Genomic DNA, 13,791 nt, shown 5'->3' with positions numbered 1-13,791 from the left:
CGAAGGGCGAGCAGAGTATGACCACCTCGACGTTGGACCAGACCGAGACGGCAGACACGACCGCTACGAAACCTGTGTCGAAGAAGCGGGATTCACGGCTCCGAGCTGTATGGCAGCACCTGGCCCCGACGAAGAGCCGCGACGGCGGTCTGCCGCTCGTCCTGTGGGCCGGGTTCTACCGGACAGTCGTTCTCGCCGGCGACTATCTGCTCGCGTTCATCACTGCCATGGTCGTCATCCCGTCGTTGGGTGCCTGGCTGCACGCGCAGTCCGGTGCGTCCCAGGGCGGTCTCACCGAGGCCGGGACGGTTGCGATGTGGCTGATGCCCTTCCTCTTCCTGGTCGCTCTGCTCGTCGCCGGCGAGATCGCCCTCATGCGCGGCATGTGGCGCTGGGCGACGCGGATGATCGCGCGGATCCGGGACTCCCGGACCAAGGAGACCGAGACCGAGACCGAGACCGAGACCGAGACCGAGAGCGAGAGCGAGAGCGAGAGCGAGAGCGAGACCACGGTGCCTCGCGCCAGGACCGGCCGACAGAGCAAGAGGAACCACAGGAGGAGCACGTGATGCGAACCGCAGGACTTCCGATGGACGACGTGTGGGCGCACCGTGTGCTGCACGAACGAGGTGTCGAGACGTACCGGATGGAGGGCGTGCCTGCCGAGATCGGTGTCCTGGTCGGATCGCTCGACCTCAAGCACCGCAGCAAGGAGGAGAACTACCGCCCGTACCTGCACCTGACCGGCGAGCTGCGTTCGATCACCCCGACCGAGCCGCTGCCGTACGCGATCTCCCAGGTGACCTACTCCCCCGGCCACGGAGAGAAGGTCGACGCGTTCTACGAGTTCGACGACCAGCAGCTGGTCGCGCTCGCCGCCAAGGGCTATTTCACGGACGGCTTCGTGGTGCCCGAGCAGGTCACCGGGATTGAGTGGGAGCTGCCTGCCGCGGTAGACGTTCTCGTGCTCGCCCCGTCGGGGATGCCGACCGAGGGTGACGCACCTGTGGTCTTCACCCGGGTGCACGACATCGGAGGCCTCGAGATCGATCGCGAGTCAAGTGGCTACGACCTCGCCCAGTACTTCGCCGAGCACCCCGCGGACGGCGCACGGAGGACGCAGACCGTCGTCGACGAGCGCGCGCTGTTGGCTCGCTCGGACGCGATCAACTCGTTGTTCACTCAGGACGAGCTGAGCCTGGACGCCGAAGCCGGGCGGGCTGGCGCTGCGCCCGGGGTCCAGGCGGAGCCGGTCGGCGACGGTGTGAGCGAGCGGTTGCAGCAGGTCGAGGCCGAGATCGCAGCCGAGGCCGAGCAGTTCCGTACCGGACGCGAGCGTATCGAGGGCACCACCGAGAACCTGTACCGGGAACGCGTGGCCCAGCCGAGACCCGCGACCGAGCACAAGGGCGAGCCGTTGCTCGAGCGAGCGGCCCACGTCCCAGAGGCCGACCTGGATCTCGAGGTCGAGGAGCGGGAGACCCGCTGGCAGGCAGGCGAGCCCGCTGCGAGCTTCGAGGAGCACAAGCGCATGGTGGCCCGCCGAGCGGCCGACCTCGATCTCGACGACTCCGGCGAGCAGGGTCTGGGGTCCTGAGGACGGTCCGAGCACAGCGAGCGTGCGGCCCCGGTTGCTGGTGGACGGCAGTCGGGGCCGTGTCGTTCCGGGACAGAAGGAGCGCGCCATCATGGGTCTCAAGCAGGACATCGTCATCGTCAACGAGTTCTCGGTACCGCAGCCGGGTGGCACGGGATCTCGTGGCGCGACACCGGGCCGGTACGTCGAGCGGTACATGGCCCGCGCGCAGGCGACGGAGTCGCTCGCACCGATCCAGCGGCTGCGCACCGACGACTTCGTTCTGCGCTACATGGCTCGCGAGTCGGCCGTGGAGCGCGCCGGCCTCTCGCGCAGCACGGTCAAGACCCAGATGCGGCAGGCCCAGGCACACGGCGGCGTCGCCTTCGGCTACGGCTCGGTCTCCCTCTCGGACGAGCAGCTCAAGACTGCTTCGAAGGATCTCCAGCAGCACTTCGACAGCGGCAAGACCGTGCTCAAGACGGTGCTGAGCTTCGACGAGGCGTACCTGAAGAAGCACGGCATCGTCGACCAGGACTTCCACTGCACCGAGCGCGGTGCCTACCGCGGTCACATCGACCAGATGAAGCTGCGCATGGCGATCATGCACGGCCTGGATCGGATGAGCGCCGGCACGAGCGGCTTCGACGACCTGCGCTACGTCGGAGTCATCCAGGTCGACACCAAGCACGTGCACTGCCACCTGGCGATGGTCGACGGCGGCCGGGGTCAGGTGACGAAGGACGGTACCCAGCGCGGCAAGCTGCTCGATCGCCACAAGTCGCGCCTGCGTCGCGGCGTCGACGCCTGGCTCGACCAGAAGCAAACTGTCGCCCACCTGTCGAGTGCCGTCGGCTACGAGCGGCGCAACGTCACGACGTTCATCAAGCGCTGGGCCCACGAGCAGATCCGAGCCGAGTCCCTGCCACAGTTCCTGCTCGCGTGCCTGCCGGCGGACCGCCGGCTGTGGCGCGCCGGCAGCAACGACCACCGCATGCGCAAGGCCAACCAGCTGGTCACCGAGCTGGTGGTCGAGCAGCTGGAACGCCCAGGCTCCCCCCTGCCCGAGGCGATGGAGCGGATCGTCGACTACGCCAACGGCCGGCGCGAGAGCGAGGACCTGTCCACCGACCAGTGGCGGATGCTCGTCGACCGTGGCCGAGCCCAGATCATGGAGCGTGCCGTCAACGGCATCTACCAGATGCTGCAGGCGATGCCCGAGTCCGAGCTGCGGGTGCGCACGCCGATGCTCGAGGTCATGGGGATGGACTACGAACAGATGGCGGTGCTCGCCGCCGACCGGCAGAACACGGACGAGAGCGCCAAGGATGACCTGGTCTCCTTCGGCTTCCGGCTGCGCAGCTACGCCACACGCCTGCAGCACCACCGGGACAAGGCCGGGGTCTATCGCGACCTCGCGCGCCAGTGGGAACATGCCGAACGGGTGGGTGTCGCCGCCGAGGACTCACGTCCCCTCTACGACTTCTATCGGTTCGAGGAGGACTATCACCGGCGGGTGATGAGCAAGTACCAGCACTTCCTGCCTTTCGTCGGGGACGCCGGGCAGTGGTACGAGCAACAGCAGCACGTCGCCGCCTACGGCCGGCGGCTGCTCTCGCTCATGGCGCTGCGCGCGGACGCCTCGCTGCGGCGGATGAAGGACCCTGAACAGGCCGAACGCCTGGGACGGACGATCTACGACCAGCCCGGCGGCAGGCACCTCACCGCCGGCAAGAACGGTCGTGCGGTGCTCGACCAGCGCATCCGGACGATGAAGCAGGTCTATGACGAGCGTCTTGAGCATCTGCGTGCCGATCTGGCAGCCTCCGGCCTCGTGCTGCGCGTGGGCCGTGCCATCGAAGACAACGGCAGGACGCCGAAAGCGGGTGGGACCGACGGGGTGAGCACCGATCTGGGGGTCGTCGTCGGCGCTGCGCACGAATTCGACGAGGTCAAGGCTCTGGATCTGCACCACCTGGGCTACGACTTCGTCAGCAACGTCGAGGTCGGGCCGAAGGCGTGCCGCGACTTCGTGGCGGCGACCCGTGAGCGCCGCCGGTTGCTCCTGGCAGCGGTGGCCTACCTCGACGATTCCGGCCAGTCCGAGGCGATCTCGGACCTACCGGTGGACGACGTGGCGGTGATGACGCGCGTCGCCCGCGAGCTGGCGACCCAGGCGGACGACGACGGGACCGGAACCCGCGTGCTCCGCTCGCGGATCGCCGAGCTGCGGACCGGGCGCGAGCAGGCCCGGCACGGGCGCCGGTCGAAGGCTTCTTCCCTGGACGCGGGGCTGGTCGTGCGCGTCCGCGCCGAGGTCGGTGGTGCCGCGACCAGGCCGAACGCCACGAACACCACAGGATCCAAGCCGATTGATCTATCAACCGATGCACAACACGAGTGATAGATGATCACTACGTCTTGTCGAATGATCTATCACGCATTAGTCTGAATGGTGTTCGGCAGGCATTCGGAGACTTGTCCGGACGATGTGACTGATCATGGCCGACCTGTCGAGAGGGCAGGCGGATCGACGAAAGGCGAGAGATCATGGCACTTCTCAAGGGCAAGGGCGCGATGACCGGGGTCAACCTCATCGCGAAGGTGTACAAGAACGGCCGCACCCACGACGGCAAGACGCAGTACGCCGACGTCCAGGTCGACGCGCGCGACAGCCGCGGTCCGGAGCAGACGAACCTCCACCTCAAGTCCGAGCGGTACAAGACCGACGACGGCAAGACCGGCTTCAACAACGGCGCGCCGTACTCCATCGGGCAGCTGGAGGAGATCGTCAAGGCTGCGGGTCCGAACACCGAGCCGATCCTCGACAAGGACGGCAACGAGATCGGCACCCTCTACGGCCTCAAGGGCAACGTGATGCCGGCCTCGCGTGGCACCGGCCTGGTGGTCAACACCAAGTCGGTCCAGGCGAGCGAGTTCAAGATCGACAGCACCACGCTGGACAACCAGTTCGCGTCGATGCGCGCGGCGCGGGAGGCGCAGGAGGCAGCCAGGGAGACCCAGGTCGACGCCCCAGCCCAGGAGACCGAGCAGGCGGTCGCGGTCGAAGAGCCCGCTGTCGGTTGAATCGACTCCCCTTCGAAAGGCCCCTGGAGTGCCATCCAGGGGCCTTTCCGTTCAGGACGGAGGATGATCGTGGTAGATCTCAGCAAGGGCCGCAGCCGGCCGATCGGGCTGGCGAGACAGGAAGCGCTCTCCCGGCAGCGCACAGTCGGGCGGCGTGGCGACCAGGATCCTTCGGCGCTTCGCCAGCAGACCGCTCCGGAGGCAGCTCCGGAGGCCGTGCAGACTCCGGCAGTTCCGCCAGTCGACCCGGTCGAGCCTGGTTCCAGTCCAGGGGTCAGCTCCCAGGCAGGCCTGTCGGCGGTTCGACGCCCGGCACGGTCGGTGCCCGCGTCCCCGGCTCCTGGCGAGCAGGGCTCACCGTTCAACCCTGTCGTGCGTGAGCGCCGTACGTCGGCCCCTGAGAGCGCGGACCCGAAGATGATCACCTCCCGGGACGTGCCGACGACTCAGCCGGAGCAGCCGGATGCCACACCCAGGGGGCAGGAGAGTCGGACAGCGCAGCGCCGCGACACGGCGCAGGGCCAGTCGACGAATGAGGTGCCCGACCGCCCTTCGAACGCGATCGCCCATGAGGCCGAGAAGCGTCTTCCGCGCAGCGCGTACGGTGCGGCGCTCCTCGGACGCGTCAACGCGGTGGTACATCCGGATGGTGCCGGTGGCCCGAAGCGCCGGGTGCCGTCGCACAAGGCCCCAGTGAGCGAGCGGGTCAAGGACCAGTTCGAGCAGCCGACGACGCCGGCGGCAGTCGGGTCCGAGTACGAAGGATGAGCGCCCTCACTCGTCTTGGCGAGCAAACCGGCCAGACCCCGGAATCGCACCGAGAAGCGCCGCGGACCTTGTTGCCTCCTCATGAGCAGCGACCCGTCGAGCTCGCGCCTCGTCGACAAGCCCTGTCCGGCGCATCCCACGATGCACACCTCGGCGAAAGCTATGGGCTCCTGTCCAGTCTGGCGGACCCGCTCAAGCCGCCCGAGCGGCCGATCGTCGGTCGCGAGCAGGAGAAGATGCAGCTTCTGGCCTCGATGAACCGGCCCGAACTGTGCAACGCCCTTCTGCTGGCGGAAGCCGGAACGGGAAAGACGGCACTCGTCCAGGCGACGATGCTCGCCGATCCGGAGCGGCTCTACCTCGAGGTGGACCCGGCGCGGATGATCACGCACGCGGGCAACGCCGCGAACATGGCCTCGACACTCAAAGGTCTCTTCGACGAGGCCGAACGGTTCGTCGAGGACGAAGAGCGCGAGCTGGTGCTCTTCATCGACGAGTTCCACCAGATCGTCCAGCTCTCCGACGCCGCGGTCGAGGCGATCAAACCGGTCCTGGCAGCCTCGGGCACCCGTGGCATCAGGATCATCGCGGCGACGACCTACGACGAGTTCCACAAGCACATCTCACCGAACCAGGCACTGGTCGAGCGCCTACAGCGCATCAACGTCAACCCTCCGGACCAGCACACGACGGTGACCATCCTGCAGGCGATGGCCATGCGCTACGACGTGTCCGACCAGTTCTACGACGACCACATCTTCCGGCAGATCTACGAGTACACCCAGCGCTACATGCCGGCCAGCGCCCAGCCGCGCAAGTCGATCCTCGTGCTCGACAGCATGGTCGGCTGGCATCGCCTCACGAAACGGCCGATGGACCGGGAGCTCCTCTCGGACGTGCTCCAGGAGTCCCTCGGCGTCAATATCGCCTTCCAGGTCGACGGGACGAAGATCAAGCAGCAGCTGGACGCCGAGGTGTTCAGCCAGGACCTCGCGACGAGTGTCGTCGCCAGGCGCCTGCAGCTGTCGGTGGCGGACCTGAACGACAAGGCGCGCCCCGAGGCGAGCTTCCTGTTCACCGGGTCGACCGGCGTCGGCAAGACAGAGCTGACCAAGCAGCTCGCACGGCTGCTCTTCGGCGACGACCAGCGCCACCTCATCCGCTTCGACATGACCGAATACGCCGAGGACTCATCATTCACGAGCTTCCGCTCCGAGCTCACCAAACGCGTATGGGACCTCTCGCACGCCGTGCTGCTCTTCGACGAGGTCGAGAAGGCCTCGCAGATGGTCACGCGCGTGCTGCTGCAAGTGCTCGACGACGGCCGGCTCACCGACGACAACAACCGCAAGGTGAGCTTCCTCAACACCTACATCGTGCTCACCACGAACGCGGGCTCCGAGATCTACAAGACGATCGCGCAGTACGCCGCCGACGACACCGGCTCCGGCAGGCAGCTGCTCGAGTACGAGAAGCTCATCCACCGCTCGATCTCCACGACGACCGGTGACAACAGGTTCCCGCCGGAGCTGCTGGGCCGCATCGACGCGATCGTGCCCTTCCAGCCGCTGTCGCTGGAGACGCAGACGAAGATCGTCCGCAACAAGCTGCGCCGGATGACGCAAGAGGTGCTCGTCAAGCACGACGTGCAGGTCCACACCGACAAGCGAGTCCTGCAGTACCTCATCGAGGACAAGGGCGACAGCGACTCAGACGCCGGCGGCGCCCGCACGGCCGTAGCGAAGATGACCGACGAGGTCACCACCGCGGTGGCGACGTTCATCAACGAGCATCCCTCGCAGCGGCAGATCCGCATCGACGTCGTCGGCGACCTGGTCAGCGACGACAAGAACCGGCTGAGCTCGGACGCCCACATCAGGGTCGGTGCGATGCGATGAGCGAATCAGCGACACCACCATAGATGCCCCCACTCATTCGATAAGCATGTCGATAGAGCAGCTAAGAGAAATGTAGATCATACGATCTGTGGCTAGTCATCGAAGGGATCCTACCGATGGGCATTCTGAGAACGAGGACAGGACGCCGGAAAGTGGAGCGGAGGAAGAAGCACGACGAGCTTCTGTCCTCCGTGGTGAGGGAGACGGCGATCCCCGCAGCCGTAGAGCTGCTGCGGTCGAACTCGCGGTTCGTCTTCCCCAGCGGCACGGCATGGGTCATCCTCGTGCTCACCGCGGACGCGATCGGGGGGCTGAGCAGGCGGCACAGCCGGGACGAGGCGAAGGGCTCGATCATCGAGCTCATCGGCTCCGACCAGATCCACACCGTGGCGACCGCGGAGATGCTCGAGGAGGAAGTCTTCGGCATCATCCCCACCGACGAGACGCTGGCGCGCATGGAGGAGTACTCGCTGCTCACCGGTGCGCAGTACGCCTGGGCGGTCGTGTGGCAGAAGCCCAGCGGCGAGCTGCTCGTCGACGTGGTCAACGAGGCGACCTTCCTGCAGGCCCGCACGGTCGCCGCGGGCACCACCACGCTTGAGGACGCGGTCGGCATGCAGGCCTGGGCGGAACACAGCGGTCTGGTCGTCGAGGACGCCGCCGGCCCCGAGCTCGCGGCCGCTCCCGGCGCGGACTTCGAGCCCGTGAGGACGTCCGAGGACGAGGACGACGGGATCTTCGGTTCGGGTTCCGGTGACGACGTCGCCGACCCCGACGACGAGCCGGTCTTCGGCGACGTCGTCGACGCTGAAGCGGCCGAGTACGAGGGAGCAGACGCACCCGTGTTCTACGAGGACGCGGGTATCGACGATGACGGTGGGGCTCCGGTCGAGCCGGAGGCTACTGGCGCAGCACTCGAGGAGGTCGATGACGGCCAGGGCGTCGAGGGTGGCTATCGGGAGGACGACAACGTCAGTGGCACCGAGGACGTCGTGTCGTTGGCCGACCAGGACCAGGTGCGCGAGGTGATCGCCCGCCGTTTCCTGTCCGAGGATCTCGACCTCGCGATCCGCCTGGACGAGTTTCATGCCACCTTCGCGATAGGCGCTCCGGTCGTGCAGATCGACGTGCCCGAGGGGGCCACCGAGTGGCTGGGTGACCAGATCGCTCAGCTGGGCCGGCAGGCGAACGCGGAACTCGCCCAGCTCCGCTTCGCGCACGAGGACGAGCTGCGTGCGCTCTACGTCAACCTCATGTCGGCGCACGCCGAGCAGGTCATCCGGGAGGTGGCCACCGACCGCGACGGCGCGCTGTACAAGCTGCTGAAGGAGGCCGCGGAGTCTGAGCACCAGGAGCGGCTCGCCGAGAAGGAGCAGCGGATCCGGACCCGCAGGGCCGGGATTGTCAGGGAGTACGAGGAGCAGGCAGCCAGGCTCGCGCAGCAGGCGGCGATGCAGGCCGAGATCCAGTACAAGGAGCGCAACCGGCCGAGGATGGAGCGGGAGCAGGTCGACGCGGTCGCCGAGATCGAGCGGATCATCGACAACGACCGCACGCGCGACCAGCAGGAGATCCTGCGGGTCCGCCGGCAGCACGCGGCGCTGAAGATGCAGACCGGGCAGACGCGGATCTTCGAGCTGCTGCAGGAACGCCATTCGCAGTACCTGGCGGCCGAGGAGGAGCGTCTGGGCCGGTGGAAGATCGAGATCCAGACGGTTGTCGACGACAACCGCAAGGCCGACATCGCGCAGGCCGAGACCCTGGCCGAGCACCTGCGGACCGTGGACGAGATCGGCACCATGCGCCGTGAGCAGGAGGCTCTCGTCGAGTCGATGCGCACCGAGCACACCCACCGGATCGGCCGGATGGAGGACGAGCTCGAGCGCCTCCGCACGGACACCATCACCCGGATGAAGGCGCGCGACGAGGAGTGGCAGCACAGCCTCAACCTCGAGCGGGAGAAGACCAGCTCCCAGACGTCACGGGTCGCCGACCTGCTCAGGCAGGTCGAGATGGTCGAGGACACGACGGCTCGGCAGTACGAGGCACGCCTGTCCGAGCTGACGACCGACAAGGAGTCCTACGCCAACGCGCTGGCACGGGCCTCGGAAGTGCAGGGACGCTCGAGCAAGCTCTTCACGATCCTGGTCGTCGCGAGCTCGCTGCTGACGGGCGTGGCCGGCTTCATCATCGGCGCCGTCCTGTGACGCACGCAGAAGTCGGGGCGCGCACGAGGAATTGACGAGACGGCGCATGGGGCCGCACCCCCACACGCGGTCGTCGACCGGGGAGGGCCTGCGGCGCACGCAGGACGACCGACGGACCAGGTTCGAGCGAAAGGAACCCCAATGGCTCTGCACAGGTGGAAGGCGACGCGGCCGAACGCGAAGAGCTGGGACAAGATCTCGGCCCGGGAGCCTGGCGAGACGCTGGCGAACCGGGACGTCTACGACGAACAGCAGCTGGACCGCGGAAGGTTCCGGACCCGGCGGTCGAGGGCGCCGGGCCTCGTCGCCGCCGTGGTCGCCGGAACGCTCGTCGCAGGCGTCACCTGGGTGCTCTACTCGCTTATCGCCACGGCAGTGATCTCGGTGAGCGCGTCCATCGGGGCGGGGCCGCCCGTCTCGAGCGGCGAGGCGGCCGGATACTACGTCGAGGACACGACGACGGGTGCGGGCGGGTCGGTCGTGACCTGCTACCGGCCTCTGGCCGAGACCGGCACCCCGGACCCCCACGCGGGCTGCTACCCCAACGCTGAGGAAGTACCCGTCCCCCACTGGTACACCGGCACACAGGACGGCACCCCGAGCACCGAGAACGGCGCGACGAACGAGGGTGCGACGCCGACGACGTTCCGTGAGCAGCTGATCTCCGTCTCACCGTTCAAGCACGTCGTCACGCTCGGCTCGGGCCTTCTTCTCACGCTCGTCGTCGGTACATGGTTCGCGCGCCGGGTCGGCGCGGCGAACCTCATGAACACCACGAGCGACATCAACCAGTACCAGAACGATCAGCACATTGCCCTGCCGGAGGAGATCCAGCGGAAGTTCGACTGGTTTCCCGACGCCGGTGCGCACTCGGACGTGCAGGTGAGCTCCGTGATCAGCCACATGATGCTCAAGCAGAAGGGTCTGGGGACCGTCGAAGTCTCCCAGCGCGCCGAGCAGGACATCTTCGACGAGGACGGCCACCTGGTCTACTACGCCGGCGAGATCCTGGACGACGACGAGGGCAACCCGATCACCAGGACGCTGCCGATCATCGACGAGGCCTTCGGGAACGATCTGTTCGAGACCTCTGGCCTGCCGCAGGACAAGACGATGCGCAAGAAGTACGACACCACGGCCATCCCCTACAACCCGGACGGCAAGGACCGCGACAAGCTCGGGAAGTACAAGACGGTCGCCGACCTCATCAAGAACGACTGGACCTTCCCGGACTACGAGGTGCAACGCCCGGCTGGCGGCTACATCGTCGACACCACACCGGTGAACACGATGGTGCTGGCCATGACCCGCGCCGGCAAGGGTCAGGGCTATATCGAGCCGCAGATCGACATGTGGTCGCGCGAGAAGCGCCCGTCGAACATGGTCATCAACGACCCCAAGGGCGAGCTGCTGGTCAAGTTCTACGTCCCGCTGGTCACGCGTGGCTTCGAGCCGGTGCAGTTCAACCTCATCAACCCGCTGGCCACCGACATCTACAACCTGCTGGGCCTGGCAGCGGAGGCCGCTCGCGAGGGCGATGCGACCAAGTGCGCGCAGTACGTGGAGAACATCGCCGATGTGTTCTTCCCGCTCGACGGTGGCGAGGACCCGGTGTGGCCGCACGCGGCGAACAACGCCTTCAAACGCGCCGCCTATGGCCTGATCGACTTCTACCTGGAGGAGGAACGCGAGCTGCGCGGGGTCGCGGCGAGCACCGGCATGGACCCGGAGACGCTGGAGCGGCGCCTGGACGACATGTGGGGGGTGTCCACTCTCTACAACTGCTACCAGCTGTTCGTCCAGCTGACCTCGAAGAAGATCAAGAACCCCGAGGTCGAGCTGGAGAAGAAGGTCAAGGCCGGGCAGTTCGACCAGGACGAGGCGGCGCTGGCCGAGGAGCAGGAGAAGGCCGCGGCGCAGGCGTTCCTGTGGGAGGGCAAGGCGGAGCAGGACATGCTCACGCTCTACTTCAATGCGACCGAGGCGCTACCACGCAACACGATGCGCACGCTCATCGGCAACGCGAACAACGCACTGCGTGCGATGGCCGGCGCGGAGAAGATGCTCGCCTCGGTGTACGGCATCGCGATCACGGCCATGTCGTTCTTCACCGACCCGACGATCTCAACGCTGACCTCCGGCAAGCCCTCGCAGAACACCGACCTGGGCGGCTTGAGCTTCCCCCGCCGGTTCGGCGTGCGCTTCGCGCCCAACTACCTCAAGCGCGACCACCTCGTCGGCCAGCAGGCCGTGTGGTCGGCGTACGCGGACGCGATGTTCACCCAGGACCTGGGCACGGACTTCGAGCACTCCGACATCGTCAGCAGAGAGGGCTGGGCGCGGTACTACTTCAAGGGGAAGTTCCCCACCGACGAGGCGTGGATCAAGCTCGAGCTGGTCAACCCGCAGAGCAAGATGCTGGTGCGCACCTTCTATCTCCACTTCAAGAAGAACTACCAGGTCTCCCTCAACGGCCGGCACTACGTGACCGAGCCGGTCACCGGCAGGAAGATCATCAAGAACGGCGTGCTGCGCGAGCTCAGACCGGTGCGCGCGGGCGGGACGCGGGACGGAGAGATCCTCTCCTTCGAGCCCTCGGACACGATGTACCCGCACACCCGGTTGGACTTCTCCGGTGGCGGCAACCCCGAGATCGTCCAGGGCGAGACACGGGCGATCACGCAGACGATGGTGCGCTACTCGGAGTCACCCAAGGCAGTGTTCCTGGTGACCCCGCCGCACCTGATGAAGTACGCCAAGCTCATCCTGATCCTGGTCAAGCAGCTGGTCGACCTGAACTTCGACAAGTCGTACATGACCAAGTCGGACCAGAAACCGCTGTACAAGACCCGGTTCATGCTCGACGAGCTGGGCAACCTGCAGTCCGAGGGTCACGGCATCGCCGGCTTCGAGACGATGCTCTCGATCGGCCTGGGACAGGAGCAGCAATTCACGCTCATCCTGCAGACGCTCCAGCAGCTGCGCGACGTCTACGGCGAGAGCGTGGACAAGATCGTGCAGGGCAACACCTCGAACATCGTGTTCCTCAAGTCGACCGACGACTCGATGATCGAGACCCTCGAAAAGATGTCGGGCAAGACACACAGGTCCTATATCGACTCCAAGCAGATCAGCCAGGACCTGGACCGGATCGTCGGCGGCAAGACCGAAGGTCGTGTCACGTACACGATGAACACCAAGGAAGAACCGTTGATCTCCTACAACGACATGGAGTTCATCCCCCCGCGGAACTCGATCGTCTTCCGGGCCGGCGACCCACCCGTCTGGAACAGGAACGAGACGATCCTGCCCATGTCGTGGCGTCTGCTCAAGGACACGATCGCCCATCCGGGGCACGCATACACGCTGCAGGACATCCCGACACTGTCCTCGGCCATCGACTTCGACGTCCGCAACAACCAGCCAGACTTCGTCCGGATGCTCGACAAGCGCATGCGCCAGGCCGTGCGCGCCACGGACGCCAAGACGCTCTACAAGGAGACGTACCGATACCGGGACGTCGACATCGAACGCCTCGATCCCGACGTCTACTCCGACGAGGTCATGGAGATCATCACCATGATGACCGCGGCCGACGAGGGCCATGACCCAGGCGCCCCGACCGTCGTGGACCCCGAGGCCTACGCAGCCACGATGATGCTGGACGAGGACCAGTTCATCGACAACGTCGAGCTGGCCACGGAGGTCGCCGCACGCGAGGCAGCCCGTGCCGAACGGCAGCGCCTGGTCTACGCCGAGGAGACGATCAGCAAGGAGATGCTGATCAACCCCGACGGATCGGCGAAGGTCAAGAGCCTGGACACCGAGATCAGCGAGGCATACAAGTCCGCGCAGACCGACCTCGAACAAGATCACGAGCACTTCTCGGTCGGCGGTCACGGCGAGCTGCGCAGCGCCGACGGGTCCAAGACCTACATCAGCCAGGTCCGCTCGGACGCGTACACCGAGGCGGCCCGCCGGATCAACGGCCAGGTCAGGGACCAGGACACCCGAGTCTTCGCCGAGGACGACCTCACCGAGGAGGACCTGAAGTCCCTGTCGACAGTGAAGGTCCACGCGGCCTTCTACCAGTATCTCGCCGCGCTACCGAGCTGGGAGGTCCTCGCCGACGGCCGGTTCGACCGGGCAATGGCCATCGAGATGAACTCGAAGTAGGACGCGCCCTGCCTCCGTCGACCAGACCCTGAACCAGTGCCGAGGTGGCCGCCTCTCCCCAGAGGCGCAACCACCTCGG

The 13,791-nt window shown here is 66.6% G+C and carries 8 protein-coding genes; all 8 read left to right on the top strand.

Features of this window, described 5'->3' with window-relative positions; all coding sequences use genetic code 11:
* The first annotated feature begins 17 nt into the window (after positions 1–17).
* The 8 genes from ACFS27_RS13965 (at position 18) to ACFS27_RS13930 (ending at position 13,712) form a co-directional block, all read left to right on the top strand.
* Complete coding sequence (locus ACFS27_RS13965) at positions 18–569, top strand: hypothetical protein (RefSeq protein WP_377183953.1); 552 nt, start codon at positions 18–20, stop codon at positions 567–569.
* On the top strand, positions 569–1,597 hold the full coding sequence (locus tag ACFS27_RS13960; protein ID WP_377183951.1) for a hypothetical protein: 1,029 nt from the start codon (positions 569–571) through the stop codon (positions 1,595–1,597). Before ACFS27_RS13965 ends, ACFS27_RS13960 begins: the two co-directional genes overlap by 1 nt.
* Positions 1,598–1,688: 91 nt before the next feature.
* Positions 1,689–3,980, top strand: a complete 2,292-nt coding sequence (mobL, locus tag ACFS27_RS13955; protein WP_377183949.1) for a relaxase MobL — start codon at positions 1,689–1,691, stop codon at positions 3,978–3,980.
* 146 nt (positions 3,981–4,126) lie between these two features.
* Complete coding sequence (locus ACFS27_RS13950; protein ID WP_377183947.1) at positions 4,127–4,663, top strand: hypothetical protein; 537 nt, start codon at positions 4,127–4,129, stop codon at positions 4,661–4,663.
* A gap of 417 nt (positions 4,664–5,080) precedes the next feature.
* Complete coding sequence (locus ACFS27_RS13945) at positions 5,081–5,431, top strand: hypothetical protein (RefSeq protein ID WP_377183945.1); 351 nt, start codon at positions 5,081–5,083, stop codon at positions 5,429–5,431.
* Positions 5,432–5,667: 236 nt separating this feature from the next.
* On the top strand, positions 5,668–7,329 hold the full coding sequence (locus ACFS27_RS13940) for an AAA family ATPase (RefSeq protein ID WP_377183943.1): 1,662 nt from the start codon (positions 5,668–5,670) through the stop codon (positions 7,327–7,329).
* Positions 7,330–7,481: 152 nt separating this feature from the next.
* The gene (locus ACFS27_RS13935) at positions 7,482–9,536 is read left to right on the top strand and encodes a hypothetical protein (protein ID WP_377183941.1); all 2,055 of its coding nucleotides are present in this window, start codon (positions 7,482–7,484) and stop codon (positions 9,534–9,536) included.
* A gap of 141 nt (positions 9,537–9,677) precedes the next feature.
* Positions 9,678–13,712, top strand: coding sequence for a type IV secretory system conjugative DNA transfer family protein (locus tag ACFS27_RS13930; protein ID WP_377183939.1), 4,035 nt, complete (start codon positions 9,678–9,680; stop codon positions 13,710–13,712).
* The last annotated feature ends 79 nt before the right edge of the window (positions 13,713–13,791 follow it).

The organism is Promicromonospora vindobonensis, assembly GCF_042685865.1.
Taxonomy (GTDB): Bacteria; Actinomycetota; Actinomycetes; order Actinomycetales; family Cellulomonadaceae; genus Promicromonospora; species Promicromonospora vindobonensis.
Note: the sequence above shows the minus strand (reverse complement) of the source record. Positions and strands in the feature narration are given on the sequence as shown.